Genomic DNA, 19,445 nt, shown 5'->3' on the forward strand with positions numbered 1-19,445 from the left:
GTCGCTTACGGCGGGTTTGAGGCGCTATTCAGCTGCTCTATGTCGTCGTCCTCGTACACTGCACGCCACATCGTGTGGACGGCACGAGTGACGAGTGAGACCTCGGTCACCTCGAGACAGGACGGTTCGGCGGCCGTCGTCGCGGCCTCGGGCGGAGGGTGGAAATGAATCTCGGGAGAGTGTGCATTTGGGTGGCGATCGAAGCGCCAGTTGACGCCGTCACTATCGACGTAGTGGAACGAATACATCCCTAGTTCGCTCCACTGGATATCGAGCCGGGCGCTGTCGGCGCCGCCGAGCCCATCGCTAAGAGTGATCTGCAGTTCCGTGGGGGCGACAACATCATCGTACGACGTTGTGTCGACGAGCGGCTCGAGTTCGAGCCAAAGGTCACGAATCCGCTGGAGCGCCGGAAGGTAGATCGGCCCGAACTCGCCGGCGCGGTCGTCGTCGGTCATACGGCGAGCTGGTGGCTGGCCTCGTCGTAGGCGAGTGCAGCTTGGGCAACGGCGAGATTCTGCCGCGTCGTACGCCACGCGCTGAGATCGTCCCAGCCCTCCGTCTCGTCGGCGTCGAGCTGCTGAGCAAGTTCTTCCGGTGACACCACGTCATAGCGGTCCTCGTAGCGCCGGATTTCGGCCTTCATCTCCTTGATACTGTCAAGCAACTCCGACCGAGTGACTTCCTCGCGCAGCTCGCGGATTCGGGACATCAAAATTCGGTCGCTGTTTCGCTTGTACAGCGTTGTTTGGCCATCCTGTTCCGTCTCGGCAAACCCGGTGTTCACGAGCGTCTTGCAGTGTCGACGTGCCGTCGGCTCGCTCACGAGGGCACGGCCGGCAATCTTGGCGGCCGACTGCCCGTCGTGGGTTTGTTCGACGATTTCGTACACCCGCTCGAACGGCGTGGTCTCCTCTTTCCAGTCCGCTTTGACTTGCTCGTTGACGTCCTCCCACGTTTCGGTCATACTGGGTGCTATGCGCGCTATGAACAAATAGTTTCCTGAGAAAACTATACACCGTCGATGCTTGTGCAGCAGCGTTGTCAGGCTATCTGCTCCTCTAACGTCTCGTGGTGCGTCCGGACAGTCGTTGGCGTGACGTTCCCTGTCTCCGCGACGTCGCTTTGCGTCACCCACTGCTCCAGTTCTTGCCCGGCTTTGTAGAGACAGGCCGCCGCGAACCCGGCCGGATGGACGCCCGTCGTGACGCCGCGCTCCTCGGCCTGTTCCGCGAGGGCTCGGGCCCGCTGTCGGATCTCGTCCGGACACTCGAGGTCCGAGGCGAGTCGCGGCACGAACATGCTGGGGGAGACGGGCTCAGCGGGGAGGCCAAGCTCTTCGTTCAGCGTTTTGTACGCGTTCGTGACCCGTGACTCCGCCACGCGGGCCATCTCGCTGACGTCGTCCACTAACCGCGAGAGGCCGTTGCACCGGCAGGCCCCGTACACGCTGGCCGCGGCGATGCCCTCGATGGATCTGCCACGAAGCAGATCATCGTTCTGGGCGCTCCGGAAGAGCTGACACGCCTGGTCGCGAATCGAATCGGAGAGCTCGAGCGCGCTCGCCAGCCGACGCACTTCGCCCAGGCCGTGGGCGAGATTCCGTTCCGCTTTCGACCGCCAGCGGCCCCGGGTCTGCTCACGGCGCATGCGCGCTAGTCGCCGTCGCTTCTGCCCGGAGATCTCGTTCCCCTTTGCGTCGGTACCGCGACCGATTTCCGTCGACAGGCCGCGGTCGTGGCGAGCCGCAGTGAGTGGGGCGCCTGTTCGTTCACACTCCTCGTCGTCGTACGCCCGCCACTCAGGCCCGTGATCGATACGCTGTTCGTCGATGACCAGGCCACAGTCCTCGCAGACCGTTTCGACCGCGTTCGTGGTGACCCGGCCGTCGCACTCAGGACACTGGTTCGCACTCGATTCCGGTCGGACGTCTTCGTCGAATCCGCTCTCGTAGATGTCTCTCGTTGCCATCGTTCTCACCGTGTTTCGGGAACCCGCCAGTTCGGCGCGCCCCTCACCCATTGGAGGGACGAAAGACTCTGTGTAGGGCTGCCGCATCTACTGAGGAATTTGGCGGAATTGAATTACGGTGCTGTAGCCCTCGAAATCATAATGTAGGGCACTATGAGTGCCGAGGACGCTTCTCTTACGTTAGAACCAGGCAAGGAATCTAGATAGTTCTCACGCCTTTTAAGTCCAAATTGAGAATTTAATGCCAGCAAGACTACCGAAATTCATGCCACCCTCTCTGAAAAATACCTAGTCATTTTAAATGTAGCATACGGAGGAGTGAATATCCAACTACATCATGGAAATCATTCCCTTCCTCTCTAATCTGCGTTCTAGTGTCTCAAGACGTTTAGATATCAATGTTCGCAGTCGTATAGCACCACTCTCGTTTTACCAGTACGGGAAAATTGGATTCTGGGCAGCTGTCGCAGTAATCGTGGTCAGTTCAATCGGAGTCACACTAGGTAAAATCGGGTTCTCCATTGACGCTCTTGCCATCCTTGTTCAAAACCCGTCAAGCGGGTTCTTTGGGTCATCACTAAATCTGATACTGAGCATCATCAGCCTGGTCTTCGTTGTCGTCATCTTCTTAGTACAGAATGCTAACCAGGAGTACTCTTCCAGGCTCTCAGGCGTTATACTACACGACAAATACTTCCTACGGACTATCGGGTTCATTCTAGCCGCTTCCATTTTCAACATTTCAGGGAGCTACTTCAGCTGGGGTCCACCACTTACAGTAATTGGATACGCGTTTTCGATATCGACAACCCTGCTCGTCGGATCCCTAATCGCATTCGCTGCATATTTCGTAGACGTCTCCAACATCATCGACTACATCGTAAAGGACTTGAAACAACAAATCTCTCAAGACAGAATTTACCGCCCAGCCTTCTTGGGTATTGCTCTTCAAGACGAGGACTACGTATCCAAACTCAACACAGACACACAACTCATTGTCAGCACCTGTATCCAAGCCATAGAGGAGAACCAAGAAAACGTGGTAGACACTTGTTTGAACGCTCTCTCGGAAATCGTCGAAAAATATCTTGAAGAAACAACACCATCAGAAGTCAACGACGACTTCCTAAACGAACTGAACGACCAGTTCCAATTCATCGGATCAGCTGCCTTCGACGACTATACCCGGCAAAAATACTCAGAAACCGTTGTTGAAACCGTCGGAGACATTGGCCTGGCCATCACCAACCACCGAGAACTAGGTTCACCCGGATCGAGATGGGCAAACCTCCTCAAATCCCTATTCCAAGACTCGCTCGAATTTGACCGCACCGCAGCAGCTCATATCGCATTAAGAAAACTCGGAGATATGAGTGTCACCGCAATCTCGAACGGAGACATGGATTCATACCGAGTCTACCAAGGAGAAGTCGACAAACTTGCTGTACTCTGTGCTTCAGCAAACCACAGCTATCTCGCCGGACTTCTCCAAAACGCTAACCTCCAATATCAGAAAATGTATGTCGCGTTCATCGACGCACTATGTACAGACGGATACGCGCCAGACATCGATGTGTCCACACTATTGGAAGACTTCGCAGACAGCTTCAACCAAGCAAAATCGAACTATGGACGATATTCAAAACAAGTACTATTCGCAGGTCTATTCGGACTTAACCCGTTCGCAGGAAGAGTAGGCGCACATCTCCAGCAACATCAAGACATAGACCCTGCCGAACAAAAATATATATCTGAATATCTCTCAGAACTAGTCAGCTTCCTCAGAAAAGTCAGTCTACAAAACCCAGAAGACAACCACACAGATATCTACAAAGGCTACACTCAATTCCTTTTCGTCCTACAAGAAACAGCACCCGTCGATAGCGATGCCAGACGAAATCTCCTAATTGATCTTAACGACAATTTCACCAGACTAATCGAAAAAGACTATCGACGCAGCCTCGAAGCCACAGAAAATCTTGATCACGGCATAAACCATCGAATAACCGACTTCTACGCACTCCTAATCTACTTCTATCGAGAAGACCCAGACGCATTAGCAACATTTCTTGACCCACTCGTCACCCTCTACATGGATCTGGTTGACGACCACCCCTCACCTGGAACAATCAACGAGCGGACCCTACACCAGCTTTACCAAGAACTCAAAATCTTCGGCGTATGGATTAGCCAATTCCACGATCTCAACGATATCAGCCCAGAATTAAAAGAAGCACTCACAGAAAATTTCCAAGATGTAGATACCAGCGGTAGACGTATCTACACGTCCTCATTACAAAGATACGATTATCCCACAAACACTTTCCATTATCGCGATGGTTGGTGGCTCCGACCAGATACGATCTGGACTAATGGCTTCCAAGATCGGATATGTAATACTCTGAACGGCGACGGAAGCCAGTACGAAGAGTTCCACAACGAATTACAAGACTTCGCGGAGGACACTAATTAAAAATCCGTCACTTATACAGGTACTGTCTAGTTGGCCTCCTCAGCAGGTTTTTTGTCGTACTCTCTGTGTCTCATTTGGTTCATGATGCCGCAGAATGGGCAGTCTACGAAATTGGACCCCACGTCACTGGTGTTGGGACTATATTCCTCGCGAATTGCCTGATTCTGTCGTCGATTAGTAGACTTCGATAGAAACAACCCTTCGTAGCTACCGCCGTATCGGTGGTAGCACAGTCTTGAAGACAAATAGGTTACTTCCCCTACTATGGGCAATTCGGGAAGTGGATTGAAGGAGCGGGTCAGAGGGTGTGTGGATGATTTCGTTGAAACCGTTCGTGAGGAGCAAGATTTCGTCCCTAAACTTCGAATTGCCGCAGGAGATCGGATGGACAGGAAAGAGAAGTTCATTGATGAGCCTTCCCGGATTATTACGTTCTATTCTTCACGCCAGCAGGAGTTCTTCGAAGAGACTGCAGAGTGGATGTATGAGACCGGAAACGGATTTGGTCTTAACGAGCCTGTTGACCCTGATGACGAAGACGTTCTATTTCTCGACGCACCGGAAGACTACAACCCCCCTGAAGATGCTAATCTATTCTCCTACGTTAACGCGCTTTTCAACTTCGCTGGCACAGTGATGGATTATTCGGGAGGCTACGTGGTCACGGATAGAGGGTTCGATCGAGCATACGAGGAACACTGGCTTCCGAAGTACGAGACTGGGCTGGAAACCTTCGAAATTATTATTCCACTTCACCTGTTTAATATTCCACAAGACGACGAGTCAGTTATCGATTTATCGCCAGAATTTGAACTCCGTCGAAGACGTCACAATTACTATCGAGTTGAATCACTTCGGATCTGCCCTATCACTGATTCAGAAAGACGGGGTGTCCATACATCCTCCGCAGGTGGAGGAGAACGGTTCAATCTCAATCCTGTTGACGCCTGTGATTATAAAATCCATGCGGAGATAGCGGCCCGAGAACCTGAAGCCACTCTCTATGATCCGGGGGAAGAAATCGGAGAGCGGTTAGCGACCGCACTGCGGCTTTTTGACCCCGACCCAGAAACAGGAGACTTGATCGTTGGCACATCCTTCCGGCAAGAACCTAATTGGCTTGAATTCAGAGAGGGAATCCCCGACTTCACAGTAATCGGAGACGCACACAAAGACCGAACGCAACCTCAAGAAGCATATCTACTGTATCCAGACTCCTCTGATGAATTCACTGATTTTTGGGGGCGCCACTGTCGACGAATCCGTCTTGATAGGGACGGTCAGTTCACGCGTTCAATTCAGCGTTTTAACGAGATCTGGTCGAAGCGATTTTACGAAGATCAGCTCCTTGACTGTCTGATCGGGCTTGAGGGACTTCTTCTTCAAGGAGTTGGATCCGGAGGCTCGATTACTTTCCGACTCAAACTACGTGGTGGCCAGATATTGTACGATAGGTTACCCTACAGACGGGAGTACATCCAGAAGTTCCTACAGGATATCTACTCACTTAGGGGAGATATTGTACACTAGAATCAGTATCTTGCCGATATTCTAGATCAAAATAGCCGTTTGAAGGTGTTAGACGAGAAGTTCGACCATCCGAAGGACGTAGTGGCTGAAGCGCGCCGTTTTATGGGTGCTTCTGTCGTCGCTTATATGGACGTGACTGAGCAGACAGGACTGAGTATCGACGAGATTGGCGAGCTGATGGATGATGCGGCCCTTGGTGTGGGCTCGTCTGAGTTATTCGGCTAACTTTTGGAATTGTATGGCGGGTGTTGAGCCACCACACCGTATTAGAATTCGATATTCTCATCATTTTGATCTTGGATTTTACATCTGTGATGCTGGATTCGTTCTGGGACCCCAACCTTCCCACAGATTGGACACTCCCGCAGGGGTGTCGGAGGCAGGTCGGTCCATGCGTCCAGCGCGGCGTCGAGCTGTACTTCCACGATCGGCGAGTCGGTCGTGCGGCGGGCTTCGCGGAGGTGAATGCGAAGCCGTTCACGGGCCGTGAGTGTCGTGTCGTCGGTCATAGTGGGACGGGATCGCTGGTGGCCCCGCCACCCATCGCGGGGGCGAGCAACACCACCGGGTGCGGTTAGCGAATATCGGGCTGGAGCGGGGCTAGCTGTTCCCAGAAGCGATGATGTACAGCACAGAGAGTGATAAGATTATCTAGCGCGTTCGCCGCCTCAGCGTCATATTGACCGTCCGCATCAACGAATTCACGCCGAGGTCTGATGTGGTGGATATGGAGGTCCTTTCCATAACGCGCGTGGTGTTCGGATTGATTGATCTCACACCCGGGCGTCTGGCAGCAGTAGTTGTCACGCTCAAGGACTCGTTGACGCTGTCGGCGCCACCGCGTCTGGCTCCACTTCTGTCGCTTCCACGCCACTCGCTCGTCTTGTGAGTCACCGTACCCCGCACGGCGTTTCGCCTGGCGCCACGATTCGAAACGGTCGTAGTAGGTTGCAACGTGATACTGCCCCTCCGAATTCATCTCCTCCACCGTCGGGGCATGGCCGAGTTCTGAAGCAAGCCGATTGATCTCAGCAAGGAGCTCCGGCTTGGGAATATTCTGCTTGCCAGCGGGTTCAAGGCCCGCTTCAAGTACCGCGTTGACCCACGATCCAAATCGATTCGCACAGGTCCGTTGTGAGTACGCACCCCGTTCATCCATCTCTGGAGCAGTCGGCACACGCCCGAGTTCACTAGCTAAGTTGCGGATCGCCTCTATCAAAGCCTCGTCTGGTATGCGGCTTTCCTGGGCTGGTTTCTGCCCGATCGAGCGGATAGCGTTACTCCACGAACCGAACTCGGTACAGTACGCTGATGCTGAATACGACCCGTCTGTCTCCATCTCGTCTCGCGTGGGTGACCGGCCCAGTTGCTTAGTGAGTCGTCGAAGCTCAGTCTTCAGTTCGTCACGCCCGATCGAGGTTTGGCCACCGAGGTGGCCACGATAGGCTGTAAGCGAGGCGAAGCTCTTACCGCACGTCTCGCATTCGTACTCCCCGTACCGGTGTACGGAGGCAACATGACCACCGAGAGCGCTAGCTCCATCGAACGTAGCACTACAGTAGTCGCATTCGTACATTTCTGTGTCACTCGCCGGCCTACTTGCGCCGGCACCCATAGCGGCGCCAGAAAAACTGTCCGAGAGGTTGTGGCTGCGCGCGCAGCGAAGCGAGCACGGAGCGGAGGGTGGGGCGGCGGGGTCAGGGCCGGTCCGGCACACAACAAAAAAGAGGCTGCTCCGTTCGGCTATTCGTCCCACCAGCGGCCGCGCTCCGGGAAATGAAGGGTCGACCAGCCAGTGACGGCTAGTGAGACGCGTCCTTCGTACCAATTTCTCGCTGCTCCGTGGATACGCACCCGTTCACCTTCTTCGACCCAAGGGGCATTTGATTTCTCCCAGATCGTCACCTTCGTTTGCCCGCTTTCGTCTGCGATCAGGCCAACTTGAGCGATGGCTGGAGAGTCACTATCCCAAAGCACCTCGATTTGTCCTTCGACACTCACTTCTTTGCGATCGACGTCCTCGAGGGCGTCGATGGGCACGGTGCCCCCCGGCGCCGTCTGTAACTCCTCGAACACCCGCACGACCGCACTCGCCATGTCCCGGCCGTCGACGACTGCGTCGGCCAGGCGTCGACTGATCGCCGCACGCGACCAGCCATCCAGCCGCGTCGTGAGTCGATCTGCTTCCGTGTTCACCGTCGCCAGTTCATCTTGGGTCAGCTCCATTCGGGGATCATCCCGTTCGGGGTCGGCCATCGGGTCCACGCTCGCGGCTCGCTGCTGGAACTTCCGCCGGCGCTTCGTGCTCCCTTGTGCGGCGACCTCCCGCGTGCGCTGCTCCCGGCCGTCCTGTGTTCCCAGCTCGGCCTGGGCACTGATGCGCTCCAGTTCGGCTTCCCGCGCCCGAATGCGCTCTTCCTGTTCGAGGGTGACACCGTGAATCCGATCCTTGCTCGTGTCCGCGATCCCGTCCGGGTGGTTCGCATCCACCTTCGCCTGCGTCTCCTGCTCGACTGCGGCCTCGAACTCCGGCGTCTCGTCGACGACCGGGAAGCCATCTTCATCGACCGCCTGACCGCCCGCTTTCTCGAATGCCTGTTCATCCACCGTAACGACCTTGCTACTAGAGCTGTTACTTGACATTGGAACTTCACCAAGTTCCGAAGGCGCTCACGCGCCGACACCGCGATGCTACCACATCGTGGTTTTCCGACGACAACGACCGACAGAACCATCTGCGCGCTCTCGCTCGCGCCTTCGCGAGCGCCCTCCCGGGCGCGAGCGAGAGCGCGCCTGCATGAGGTGACCCCAACCAGCACCGCGCGCCGACCCGCCCGGAGCGAGCGGCCAGCGCATTCCCCATTCGCCGCGACGCAACTACGTCCGTCGCGGTCGGCTTTGCCGAGGTCCGGAGGACCCGAACGGGTGAAGCGCTGGCGCCGAGGGCACATACACTTTAGCCCGGAACGGGCGCGGGCGGTGCGGAGAGCGCCCGCATGCCCGGAATGGTCGGTCGCGAGCGACGCGGAGGGCGGAATGCGGCGAGCGGTGCGAGCCGTAAACGCTTGATACTGGAGAAGATTGAGACGTTAGCGCCTGATCAAAGTCTGTTCAGCAAACCCCGATCCCGACTTCCGTTACTCAGGTTGAAATCGATATCCCGCGTAAATTACTATCACACCGAACAGTGCTGTAACGACGGCTTCAGAAGTGATGGTTGGGGGCATGCTTCACCAGCAGTACAGACCTGGAAGCTTGCGACAATCGTGCGTAGAGTAATAAACGCACCACCAAGTAGCAGTACTCCTCGAGCAACCCTATCGAAATAGGCAAGCCAGCGAGCTGTCTCGACGGTTTTACTGCTCATAGTGTGTCTGAATCACGGGATGACCAAATGTTTTGAGGTGAGGTCTTCGGGGTCGATCAACTGCGTAGTGATACGAAAAAGGGGCGACCAGCGGATCGACATCCACTCCGGAGCCCGGGGCACTGGAGTCACGTTGTCCTAACGCGTTGATACAGCGCAACAAAGAGTTCCACGACAGCAACGCCGGCGCCGATAGCTAACGCGACTTCTGGCCCTCGGAGGAGGTAACCGAGGGCGGCAGCACCCACCACACCGACGACAGAAAGGGCGATTCGAGTACGAAGTCGAGCGGAATCCGTGTTTGTTTGAGTCATAATTTATAGTACGCAAGGAGAAGGATAAGAGTTCAGTTACAGTACCCTGCGACAATACAGACGTACCCTGAACCAAGTCCACAGCCGACACGTGAAATCGCCTCGACGACCAACAGACAGCCCCCGGAACAGATCAGATAACCCCCGATAGTAGTAATTAGAGGCAGACACCGCACTAGACAGGTACTTTGGCTAAGGCGACCCCCTCCAAGTTTACACAGGATACCGACCAGCGTAGTACATTGGAAACAGGAGAGTATCGAGCCTTCGGACACCTGCGCCGTGGAGAGGGCCCCGGAGCCTGTCCCTACCGAGTTCAACGAACTGGAACTGTTCTGGTCCTGGTTCGGGCGACGAGCATTTCGGATGGGAAGTTTGGTCGTCTGGGATCCGACCATTGCTGGCTCTTCGCCGGCCTGATCTTGGCCGAACGTCATCAGCTTGGCCTGGAACTGCCCAGCGTCTGAAGCACCGTTGTCAACTCTTTCGATGGTTTTTGCTCCTGACTGTGTTGGGTGAGAAGCAACCCCGAATGCGGTTGCCGCTTGACGCTCGCCTTCTTGTACGACGGTGACGGCAAACAATGCACCGACGTTCGCTGGATCGGTCTGTCCAGTTGTGTCCCGAGGATCGACCGGACGGTTGCCAACGGGTTCAAAAGGAACGATCACCACCCGAGGATCTACATCGTTCAGATCAGGATCGGTTGTCTCAACATCGACAGAAACTATGCCAGAGGGCTGCATCTTCCCTTCGGATCGCATCACAGCTTTGAGCTTGTTGATTTCCGAATTATTCAGCGCCATAGCGGTCGCTCGGGGAACCTCGTCACCCGCACGGACTTCGACATCAGTTGCTTCGAAGTCGGGGTCGTCAGATGCCCGGGATTTCGGCTCGGTCGATCCTTTACTGCCGGCAGCCATTCCGGACAGTCCACCGAACCCAGCAACACCAGCCAATGAGGCAACTGTTTTTTGTAGTACAGACCGCCGGTTCTCATCAGTGTTAAAGTTGCCAAAATTAGCCTCATTCGAGTTGGAAACCTGATTAGCTGCTTGGAGAGTCTCCATACAGCCACCGCCATCGTCAACAGCGTCGTTCAGTTCGTTCTGATACTGTTCCTCGTCAAAGTCGGGGTCGGAGTCTGATTCCTCCATGGTAACACACCACTTAGCACTCTTTCGCGGCTTGTATTCACGTTAATTGATGAATACGACTGGTAGGACAAGAGTACCCCCCGCAAGCTTTGAGGGCCCCCCTCAAGCTGTACACATTCTGCTAACATGGTTCGTGTACAACCAATTGACCTCCACAGAACTGAATACGCCCACGCTACTAGAACTCGTTAATGGAACAACCTGATCCCGCCGATTTTGAATCGCTCATCGCAGACCGGTCGGGATTTCTTCGTGTCCTCACCGCGGCCCCACGTTCAAAACGTGAGCTTACCGAACTATTCGACTCTTCGCGGTCGACGATTGATCGAGTGCTGCGCTCGCTCGCTGACGCACACCTCGTTGAGTATCGGGACGGTGAATGGCACGCAACTGCGGCCGGGGTGTGTGCATATCGTAAACACGACGAGTACGCATCGTTTCTCACCGACCTCGCCGACGCAGCACCGATTCTCGCTGCGCTCCCCACCGAAACTTCTATCCATGAAGCGTTTCTCGCGGGGTCAACTGCGCATATTGCGGAGGAGAACGTCCCGGACGCGGTTCTTGACCCAATGCTTCAGTCAATCCGCGAGGCCTCTCTCGTTCGTGGATTCGCGCCAAAGGCTCTTGTGGGCTCAGCGATGGACTTCTACGACGCTGCCGTTACAGGTGATGCATACGAATTGGAGTTAGTGGTCGATGGAGACGTGTTTGACCAGTTATACGAGTTGCAACCCCAAGAGACGAGAGAAGCTGTAGAGGACCCAGACGTCACGTTGCTCCGTGGGCCAATCCCTTACGCGTATGGGCTGTGGATCGTCGATGACACGGATGTGGGTATCGTCGTCTACACAGAAAAAGGAATTCAGGGCTGTATACTGAACGATACTGAGACCGCTGTCGACTGGGCGGTCGAACAGTTCGAGTCGGTGAAAGACACTGCTGAACCGATTCTATTTCGAGGCGGTCGAAACACCGTCTAACCCCAATAACGACAAGAACCTATTAAATGAGAATGTCCAACCGGCTATTGTGAGCAGGAAGTTGCGTTTTTTACAACACTTACTGAAACGTCTGATAACTGCGAGCGACCAGCGGATCGACATCCACTCCGCGTTCACGGAGCGTCCGCTCGCTGGTGTCACGGCGACACCACGGCGGCACCTTGCGGGTCTGTGCGCTATTCGTTGGGCCCCACCGCGGCCCCCTCGGCGGGGGACCACTGGTGGTCGTCCCACTGGAACCGCACGGGCCGTGCCGTCGGCCTGACCGCAGTGTTCGTCGCCTGTTCGAGCAGCGTCCGCGACGCGACGAGGTCGGCGTGCCCCTCGAAGCCACACGGACACCGCAGCGTCTCGCGATGCCGGCGGGTCTGCTCGCGCTCACCACACTCCGGACACGTCTGAGAAGTCCACGCCTCAGAGGTCGACGCCACCTCGATGCCGTACTCCTCACAGACATTCGCAAGTTGGTCGAGACACTGTCGATGCGCCCAGAAGGCACGCGCTTTGAGGTTCGCCTCGACCGACCAGTACTCGCCGAGGACGCCGGTGAGATCGCCATGGTAGATGGTTTCGACGCCATCGTCGTGGAGCCGCTCGACCAGGTCACGGAGCAGTGCGTTCACGGCGTGGTCGCGCCGGCGGGACCGCTTCCGATAGAGCCGCTGGATTCGTTTGCTAGTCTCCTGTCCATCCGGCAGCTTCGCTTTGGCGTCGGCGATGCGCTCGGTCGTTTCGCGGAACTGCCGGAACGGCTCGTGACCGCTGTACCAGTACTGGTCGCCGGCCGTCGTCGTACACGCCACGAGGACGTTCGCGCCGATATCGAGTGCGGCGACGTCCGTCCCCGTCGGCGTCGCCTGTTCGGCCTCGGAGACCGTTACCGGCTGATGGGCCCGATACGTCTCGTCGACGTCGTCGTAGGTGAGGTGGAGACGGCCCTGGTCGCCCTGCCAGTGCGGTTCACCGCGGATCGCAACCCGGAGCCGCTCGAACCGACCGAAGCCGTACTCGTCTTTGAGCTGGCTGCCGATGGGCACTTCGAGCCGGGAGCGCTCGCTCCAGTCGATCGTGTAGGCGTCGTTGCGAATGTAGGTCCGCAGGTCGCGCCCGTCGGCGTGGTTCCCCCAGTAGCCGGGCGGACTGACCTCCTGGTCGGCCTCCTCGACCGTCTCGAAGAACGACCGCCAGGCGGCGTCGTTGACGCGGGTGACCTGCTGGGTCGTCGCCGACCCCAACACGTCGACGTACTCGTCGTAGTAGCCCGCACAGTCCCAGACGCTCTCGCCGGCGAAGAACTGCTGCCGGCGCGCATACGTCAGCTGGTTCCAGAGGCTGGCTGACGCATCGAGGAGTCGGCGAAGGACGGCCTCGTCTTGTTCCGACTGTGGGACGACCTCGAAGGTGTTGGTTCGTCTCATCGCTCTGACTCACCCCACATCCGCGGCACGTAGCCGAGGTGTTCGATGTCGTCTGCATAGTCCCGAAGGAGTCCTATCAGAACGATTTCCGGGACGCCGTTCTCGGCCTGTTTGACCAACCACTCCTCCAGTTCGACCTCAGCCTCCTCAATCTCGTTAAGATTGACCGACATCGGTCATCGCCCCTCGGGCTGACGGTACACCTGTTGCTGGTAGTGGTGTCGCATCTCGAATCACCTGTGTCGTGCAGGCGCAACCGAGCGCGCCTGCACCCTCTGCAGGCGCTAAAAAAAACTAATACGGTGCTCCATCATTCTCATAAAGGAGAACTATTTAACGGACACCCATATCAACAGAAGATATGACACCAATTCGCAGGCGACTTTTTGCGGGGTCGGTTGCTCTACTTCTCTTGGTTATCGGTCTTTTTGTTGGATATTGTCTCCCAGGTTATTCAGCAACTTCTGGAATGATTAGCAGTACGCTTCAAACGCTTATCACAGCCCAAGCATCCGTACTGGCAATCGTCTTTTCGGTTGCGTTCGTTGCCACCCAAATTGTCAGTGCTCGATATTCTCCAGCATTCATCAAGCTATTTGTCAAGTCACCTTTACTCCGTGAAGCTCTGTATCTTGCTATTGGGTCGATTTTCCTTTCGCTCGGTATATTGGTATTACTTCCAGTTCTGGGGTTGGATGCTCAGCAATCCTTGTTCGTCTGGAGTGTTGAGGTAACAGGCGCAGTTTTACTAGGAGTCGCGATTTATGCTGGTATCTTCTTTGAACAAACAACCCCAACAAATCTATTGCGGCAATACCAGACCCAGCTGTCGTCTACAGATTATCGAAATCAGTCTATCGATGCTGGCGCAGAAAACTCTCTTGCAGACCATCCGTTACAGCCAGTATATGACTTAACTCGCACCTCTATCCAGAGAGACGAACTTGCTGTTGCATCCGAAGGTGAAGAGGCCATTCACGAAATCACCGACAAGACTGTTGAAGACCTGGTCAAAACGAACGAGGTCAACACTATCAACGTGCCTGAGAGTTACGATGATCAGTATGCAACGACTGGGGATGCCGAAAAAATTGGAATTTTGTACACTCCTGTATTTAGTGAATATCTCCCTCGTATCGCTCTGAGTGCTGTAGATAAGAACTACATTGAGTTGTCTCAGAGTTCAATCGGCCACTTGGGAGATCTCGGTGTAAAAGGAGCTGAATACGAGTGTCATACCCTTGCCGACCTTGCTCTCATTTCCATCTACAGCGATATTATGTTGGGGTTGTCGGATCCAATTGAGGATGGCTCTGGGCACAGTCGAGCCCTGCACTTCTCAGTTGAGAACTCATTAGATATTATCGGACAGCACATCAATAATCGGGACTTCGAGCATTTCCACGAAGTCTCCCCACATGCCTACGAGATTATGAGGTGGGTTGATGGCATCACTCCGAGCGAAAACTTAGTTCAGAATGTTACAATAAAAGAACTCGTTGAACGCCAGGTTGAATGGTACAAAAAGATCGTTTCTGAGTTTGACTCAGAACTTTCTCAGGAAGACCCAACTGTTGAAGAGATGCTCGGCAAAAAGGATCGAACCGGTCTTAGCATTAGTCAAGACTGGGACCCGAGACAGCACGAGAATTTGAAAGTGTCTGCTCTAATAAATATACGCTTACATATGATGACAATCACAGCGAAGCATTACAAATCAGTAGACTGGCCCGATGATGATGGGACCGTACCTATGTTTATCTCTGGTGCGTGGCGTGATTTATTGGAATATGCTGTTACACACCCTCCTGCAGCAAGTTCGATATTACTCTTACAGCGGTATATCGAAATTGTAGGCTATACGCTCGTTGAGCGTGACGATTCCTCTTATTTAGAAGGGCATTCGAACCTGACGATGGTCTTGCATTCTGGGGGTATCATTCCGTTTGAGATTGCTTTTAACCGAATTTTAGAGAATCCGGAGCATGAGGATTTGTTCGGTTATACTACTTTCCGAGGATTGGGTCGAGGACTATTGTGGTTCCCTTTCCGAATGTACGACTACTCGGATGAGTTCATAGAAGCAGTAAATGACCTCCGTGCTGATTTGAGACGAAAGTATTGGGACGAACGATTTGAGGCAGGGGAATCTGCTGCAAGTTCTCTTGACCAGTATCTTCAGTACCGAACTGATGAATGGCAGGGATAGGGTGAGCAGCCACGCCGCGCAACCCCTCGCGCTTACCCGCTGGCGTCGAGACCAGATTCACTTTAGCCCGGAACGGGCGCGGGCGGTGCGGAGAGCGCCCGCACGCCCGGAATGGTCGGTCGCGAGCGACGCGAAGGGCGGCAGCGGCGAGCGGGGCGGGCCGTCACGTACGCACCTGTCCAGCCGGCTAGGTCGCTCGGTGGGCCATCTACAGTCCTGGCGGACTCAGAAAGGGCGAGGCCGTCTCGATCGTCCCCCGACCCCGCAAGCACCGCAGGCACGAGGCGCGCAGCGGCGGTCGCGGGACGATCGAGACGGCCTCGCCCTTTCAAAGACGCCTACGAGTCCGTGTTCAGTTCACGGAGAACCTGTGTTGCGACAGTTCCGATCCGAACACCATCCAGTGCCGCCACATCGTGATCTGCAGCAGCCGTCCGAAACGGGACGCCGTCGACGAGAATCCGACGGATGACCGCCTGGACGACTGCGTCCCCGTATCGATCGACAACCGTGGCCATCGTTTCATCGAGATGTGCATCCGGGTGATCCGTTCGCGGAGTAGCCGCACGGTCGAGCAGCCGCTCACAAACCCTGTCGACAGATGGATGCGCGGGATTGCCAGTTCGTTCTTGGACGTCGTACACGGTCGTGTGATCGGTCAGTCCTCGGTCGGTGATTCGAGATACGCTTCGAGTGCGTCGACGACGGTCTGGACGAACGACTCCTCGAGGCGGCCCTGGCGTCGAACAATCGCAGCGTGCTTCGGCGACGCGACGGCCCACGGCGAGGCGTAACTCTGCCGAGGCATCCCGCCCTCGACCCAGTCGGTGTCGTCGAGGGGAATCCCCTCGTCGTGGGGTGTCGTCGTTAGTGTGACCGTCATATACTCCTCGTCACCGAATGGATGCGTGTCGTTGTTGAGAATCAGCCACGGACGAGGGTTCTCTCCCGACTTGAACGGGTCAGGTCCCCAGACGACATCCCCACGCTGATAGCTCATTCAGTCGCCTCGTCCTCGTCGTCGACAGCGTGCTCCAACCATTCGTCTATGTCCTCTTCACCGAAACGGTCGTTGGCCGCTCGCGTACTCTCGAGCATGCTGGCGTACGCGGCGACATCATCGACCTCACCGAGCGCCCAGTAATTGCCCTTGTGCCGGACGAGCCCTCGGTCTTCGAGGCGGGAGAGGACGACACTGATGCTCCCTGCTTTGACGTCAGTTGCGTCGCGAATCTCGCTCTGCGTGAACGCCTGGTCAGGGTGCGCAGCGAGGAAGCGCATCACGCGGTCCGCGTTCGTCTCCCCGGAGCGCTGGAGGTGATCCTCGGGGGAGGCTTCGAAGGTCTCGATGTCGATGGGCATATGTATTTCTTTGTCGGTGAGTGTATTAGGTGTATCGGCGTATTTCAACGTGATGGTGCGCGGGGCTATCGGGTGAGAAGCCAACTACTGCTCAACCATATGCTCCTCCAGGTCACGTGTCCAGTACGTCGCGAGCCCGCCCGGACTACAACGTGCGCACAGCTGCAACGGGCCTTCCAGATGCCCCAGTTCGGCCCGGAATCGGGTGAGTGCCGCAAGTGTGTCGACGACCAGTCCACAGCCGTCACAGGCGACGTGATCGCACTCGTCGGGATCCGGCTCCGTCTGAATCGCGCAGTCCACGCAGATCGGGTGGGTGACCCGCTCGTCTTGCCCCCAGGTGTGGGCCTCGCCAGTCTCGGTACCAGGCGGGGCGTCGCAAAACGCACAGCCGACGAGGGTCTGCTGCATCACTCGCACTCCGCGTCGGCGTCGCGGCCGACCGTCCAGCCACGGTGGAAGACGGCCAACTGCGTTGTCGAGTCGAACGCCGTACCGCTCGGCTCGTGAACCAGAACTTGGTCCTCGGGAACCGAAGTGACGACGTCCGCATCGACGAGATCGCTGACCAGGCGCTGGGCCGTCGTGTCGTCGATGTCCGCCGTGTCGACGCTGGTGGCGTCGCGGTCTTGGGCGAGCAGTTCTTTCTCGAACTGTTCGTAGTCGCGACTCGTGTCGTCGTGAGGATCGGGACCAGGCATGGTGAGTCACGCAGCGCACGCTGTTGCGCGCTGCACGCCTCCCGGCGCCGACAAACAGTCAGGGCGGACAGGGTCAGTCCGGTCGCGGGTCGCGATAGCCGATGACGGCGACGTCGTCGATGAACAGGACGCCCTTCATGAAGTCGAGCTTTGTCAGGCTGTGCTGGTAGAGGTTATGCCGCCCGAGATAGTTCACCGGCACCACCAGACAGCCGAACGCGATCTTCGGCCGGCCGTCCTTCTTGGTGCGGTACCCCTTCTGGAACTTGAGGAGATCGTCGCTGACGTTCTTCCGTTCGCTCTTCTCGACCTCGATGGCGATGCGGGCGTCGGCGTCGTAGAGATCGACGCTGTAGTTAAAACCCTGATGCGACCAGAGCTTGCAGTTCGGGTTGTAGCCGCCGGCGGCGTCTCCTTCGTACTCGTACTGCGGGAGCCGGTCGGCGATCGCGGCATCGAAGCCGCCGACCTCTGTGTGCTTCGTCGAGCCGTCGAAGACGCTTGCTGGGACGGCCTCGACGGCCGACCGAATCGACGCCAGCGCATCGTCCGGAAACGCCTCGGACGAGGTTTGGTTGCGGCGCTCGCTCAGTTTGGTGACCTCCTCGACGACGACCATACTCGCTCACGAGGAGTAGCGACCCGATAAAACCCGTCGCGACGGTCAATCGAGCCGACCGGCCGCCAAGGTATACTTACTCGAGGAGTAGGGCGATGGGCGGGGTTATTCGACTGATTTTAGTTAGGCGCAATATCCCCTTCTCAATTCAGCGATGGGGTGAAAATCCTGCTCAGGGCTGCTAGTCATCGTCATTATCCCGACTTCTTCAACCGGAAAATCATCACTTCTAAGTCTCGAGTCTCGGCGTCATGGCGTAGTTCGTATCCTCCATTGTCTATGGGAACACCGTTCTCAAGTGCACGAAGAATGAGGTCATCCATCGCTTCTTGAAACTCCCGTTTGGTAGTTGGATCCTGTACAGGCATCCTTCTCTTTAGACTGCGGAGAGGAATACGATTGTGGCATGATACACCATGTCGAATCCTGAATTAGCTCTTGAGGGGACGTTCCTTGTCGAAGTGGGGGCCTTTCTTTACAATATTTCTCTCGGGATCCCACTTGACTACCCCATCTTCCACTAATTCTTCCAAGGACTTTTCGCTCAATTCAAGACGGAGTTTAGCAACGTCTAAATCAGCGGAGGGGGGATCGGAACGGGGGGCGTTCCCCGATGACGTGAGGTCTGTGATAAACAGATAGTACGTGCTTCATACGGAAGAGTCCAGTAGGTTTTCACGCGACCTAGACAATTTGATTAAGTGGGTAACATTCTGCGATACGCACTCAGTCCGTAGTCTTCCTTGCGAAAATGGCGATTCCAGCTGTGGTCCTGTTCTGGAAAAAGGGGTCGCGATAGCCCCAGAGTTAACCAACACTGTGTCGATATCGGCCGAAGATGTTGGTTAAGCCTAACCGCTACGGCGTTCGGAGCTCTCGAACTGGCTTCGCGACGAAGTTGTCTGGTTCGCTGGCTACTCCCTCACCTGACCGCTCCGCCGGCGTCGAGGCCGACCGCGTGAGCTGAGTAATGAGCTCGTCGCGAACGGTTCGTCGAGGGACGGTGGTCTCGTGCCAGCCCAGCCGGTCGTCGAAGTGCCGTTTCTGGAACTGCTCGCCGACGTCGTCGGCTGCGACGTACTGCGTCCGCGTCGACCGCCCGACCTGCCGGGAGATGAAGACGGCGCCCACGGCCTCGTGCGTGAGTTCGACGAGAGAACACTCCACGAGCGCTACGACGGACGCGTGATCCCGGTCGGTCGGAACCGTTACCTCGATGTCTTCCCACGGTGCTTGACCGTCGGGGGTAGTTCCTGCCTGATGCGCTGCTCGTGTCTTGCTGCGTTGTTCCGAAGCCATCGTCTATCGGGGGCACGTGAT

At 56.2% G+C, this 19,445-nt stretch carries 20 protein-coding genes; 5 read left to right on the forward strand and 15 right to left on the reverse strand.

Annotated elements, in window-relative coordinates; translation table 11 throughout:
* Window positions 1–5 precede the first annotated feature (5 nt).
* The 3 genes from CPZ01_RS14130 to CPZ01_RS14140 form a co-directional block, all read right to left on the reverse strand.
* The gene (locus CPZ01_RS14130) at window positions 6–458 is read right to left on the reverse strand and encodes a hypothetical protein (RefSeq protein WP_096396387.1); all 453 of its coding nucleotides are present in this window, start codon (window positions 456–458) and stop codon (window positions 6–8) included.
* Window positions 455–967, reverse strand: a complete 513-nt coding sequence (locus tag CPZ01_RS14135) for a DUF7342 family protein (RefSeq protein ID WP_096396388.1) — start codon at window positions 965–967, stop codon at window positions 455–457. Before CPZ01_RS14135 ends, CPZ01_RS14130 begins: the two co-directional genes overlap by 4 nt.
* Window positions 968–1,044: 77 nt before the next feature.
* The gene (locus CPZ01_RS14140) at window positions 1,045–1,971 is read right to left on the reverse strand and encodes a transcription initiation factor IIB (protein ID WP_096396426.1); all 927 of its coding nucleotides are present in this window, start codon (window positions 1,969–1,971) and stop codon (window positions 1,045–1,047) included.
* Window positions 1,972–2,446: 475 nt separating this feature from the next.
* Between CPZ01_RS14140 and CPZ01_RS15215 the strand changes: the two genes are divergently transcribed.
* The 3 genes from CPZ01_RS15215 to CPZ01_RS15225 all read left to right on the forward strand — a co-directional run bounded on the left by CPZ01_RS15215 (window position 2,447) and on the right by CPZ01_RS15225 (window position 6,199).
* Window positions 2,447–4,444, forward strand: a complete 1,998-nt coding sequence (locus tag CPZ01_RS15215; RefSeq protein WP_157746032.1) for a hypothetical protein — start codon at window positions 2,447–2,449, stop codon at window positions 4,442–4,444.
* A 264-nt stretch (window positions 4,445–4,708) separates the two neighbouring features.
* The gene (locus CPZ01_RS15220) at window positions 4,709–5,974 is read left to right on the forward strand and encodes a HEPN domain-containing protein (protein WP_157746034.1); all 1,266 of its coding nucleotides are present in this window, start codon (window positions 4,709–4,711) and stop codon (window positions 5,972–5,974) included.
* 45 nt (window positions 5,975–6,019) lie between these two features.
* Complete coding sequence (locus CPZ01_RS15225) at window positions 6,020–6,199, forward strand: hypothetical protein (protein ID WP_157746036.1); 180 nt, start codon at window positions 6,020–6,022, stop codon at window positions 6,197–6,199.
* Window positions 6,200–6,548: 349 nt separating this feature from the next.
* Here the strand turns inward: CPZ01_RS15225 and CPZ01_RS14150 are convergent, their stop codons facing one another.
* From CPZ01_RS14150 to CPZ01_RS14165, 3 genes are all read right to left on the reverse strand, one after another.
* Window positions 6,549–7,589, reverse strand: coding sequence for a homing endonuclease associated repeat-containing protein (locus tag CPZ01_RS14150; protein WP_321167230.1), 1,041 nt, complete (start codon window positions 7,587–7,589; stop codon window positions 6,549–6,551).
* A gap of 128 nt (window positions 7,590–7,717) precedes the next feature.
* Complete coding sequence (locus tag CPZ01_RS14155; RefSeq protein WP_096396390.1) at window positions 7,718–8,617, reverse strand: DNA-binding protein; 900 nt, start codon at window positions 8,615–8,617, stop codon at window positions 7,718–7,720.
* A 1,070-nt stretch (window positions 8,618–9,687) separates the two neighbouring features.
* Complete coding sequence (locus CPZ01_RS14165; RefSeq protein ID WP_197427780.1) at window positions 9,688–10,812, reverse strand: halocin C8-like domain-containing protein; 1,125 nt, start codon at window positions 10,810–10,812, stop codon at window positions 9,688–9,690.
* Between the two features lie 191 nt (window positions 10,813–11,003).
* Between CPZ01_RS14165 and CPZ01_RS14170 the strand changes: the two genes are divergently transcribed.
* Window positions 11,004–11,795, forward strand: coding sequence for a helix-turn-helix transcriptional regulator (locus CPZ01_RS14170; RefSeq protein ID WP_096396391.1), 792 nt, complete (start codon window positions 11,004–11,006; stop codon window positions 11,793–11,795).
* 197 nt (window positions 11,796–11,992) lie between these two features.
* Here the strand turns inward: CPZ01_RS14170 and CPZ01_RS14175 are convergent, their stop codons facing one another.
* A complete protein-coding gene (locus tag CPZ01_RS14175) occupies window positions 11,993–13,234 on the reverse strand; it encodes an RNA-guided endonuclease InsQ/TnpB family protein (protein WP_096396392.1) in 1,242 nt (413 codons plus the stop codon).
* Window positions 13,231–13,407: a hypothetical protein gene (locus CPZ01_RS15515; RefSeq protein WP_172863986.1), complete on the reverse strand. Its 177-nt coding sequence runs from the start codon at window positions 13,405–13,407 to the stop codon at window positions 13,231–13,233. Before CPZ01_RS15515 ends, CPZ01_RS14175 begins: the two co-directional genes overlap by 4 nt.
* 188 nt (window positions 13,408–13,595) lie before the next feature.
* Between CPZ01_RS15515 and CPZ01_RS15230 the strand changes: the two genes are divergently transcribed.
* Window positions 13,596–15,443: a DUF2254 domain-containing protein gene (locus CPZ01_RS15230; RefSeq protein ID WP_157746038.1), complete on the forward strand. Its 1,848-nt coding sequence runs from the start codon at window positions 13,596–13,598 to the stop codon at window positions 15,441–15,443.
* 338 nt (window positions 15,444–15,781) lie between these two features.
* On the opposite strand, the gene CPZ01_RS14185 is transcribed toward CPZ01_RS15230, so the two are convergent.
* From CPZ01_RS14185 to CPZ01_RS14215, 7 genes are all read right to left on the reverse strand, one after another.
* On the reverse strand, window positions 15,782–16,105 hold the full coding sequence (locus tag CPZ01_RS14185) for a hypothetical protein (RefSeq protein ID WP_096396428.1): 324 nt from the start codon (window positions 16,103–16,105) through the stop codon (window positions 15,782–15,784).
* On the reverse strand, window positions 16,102–16,443 hold the full coding sequence (locus tag CPZ01_RS14190; RefSeq protein ID WP_096396393.1) for a type II toxin-antitoxin system PemK/MazF family toxin: 342 nt from the start codon (window positions 16,441–16,443) through the stop codon (window positions 16,102–16,104). Before CPZ01_RS14190 ends, CPZ01_RS14185 begins: the two co-directional genes overlap by 4 nt.
* A complete protein-coding gene (locus CPZ01_RS14195; RefSeq protein WP_096396394.1) occupies window positions 16,440–16,805 on the reverse strand; it encodes a MarR family transcriptional regulator in 366 nt (121 codons plus the stop codon). The genes CPZ01_RS14190 and CPZ01_RS14195 overlap by 4 nt, the downstream gene beginning before the upstream one ends.
* Window positions 16,806–16,889: 84 nt before the next feature.
* On the reverse strand, window positions 16,890–17,216 hold the full coding sequence (locus CPZ01_RS14200; RefSeq protein ID WP_096396395.1) for a DUF7558 family protein: 327 nt from the start codon (window positions 17,214–17,216) through the stop codon (window positions 16,890–16,892).
* Complete coding sequence (locus CPZ01_RS14205) at window positions 17,216–17,506, reverse strand: hypothetical protein (protein WP_089767338.1); 291 nt, start codon at window positions 17,504–17,506, stop codon at window positions 17,216–17,218. Before CPZ01_RS14205 ends, CPZ01_RS14200 begins: the two co-directional genes overlap by 1 nt.
* A gap of 73 nt (window positions 17,507–17,579) precedes the next feature.
* The gene (locus CPZ01_RS14210; protein ID WP_096396396.1) at window positions 17,580–18,125 is read right to left on the reverse strand and encodes a hypothetical protein; all 546 of its coding nucleotides are present in this window, start codon (window positions 18,123–18,125) and stop codon (window positions 17,580–17,582) included.
* Between the two features lie 858 nt (window positions 18,126–18,983).
* A complete protein-coding gene (locus tag CPZ01_RS14215) occupies window positions 18,984–19,424 on the reverse strand; it encodes a hypothetical protein (RefSeq protein WP_096396397.1) in 441 nt (146 codons plus the stop codon).
* Between the last annotated feature and the right edge of the window lie 21 nt (window positions 19,425–19,445).

The sequence above is a fragment of the Halorubrum trapanicum genome (assembly GCF_002355655.1).
Taxonomy (GTDB): domain Archaea; phylum Halobacteriota; class Halobacteria; order Halobacteriales; family Haloferacaceae; genus Halorubrum; species Halorubrum trapanicum_A.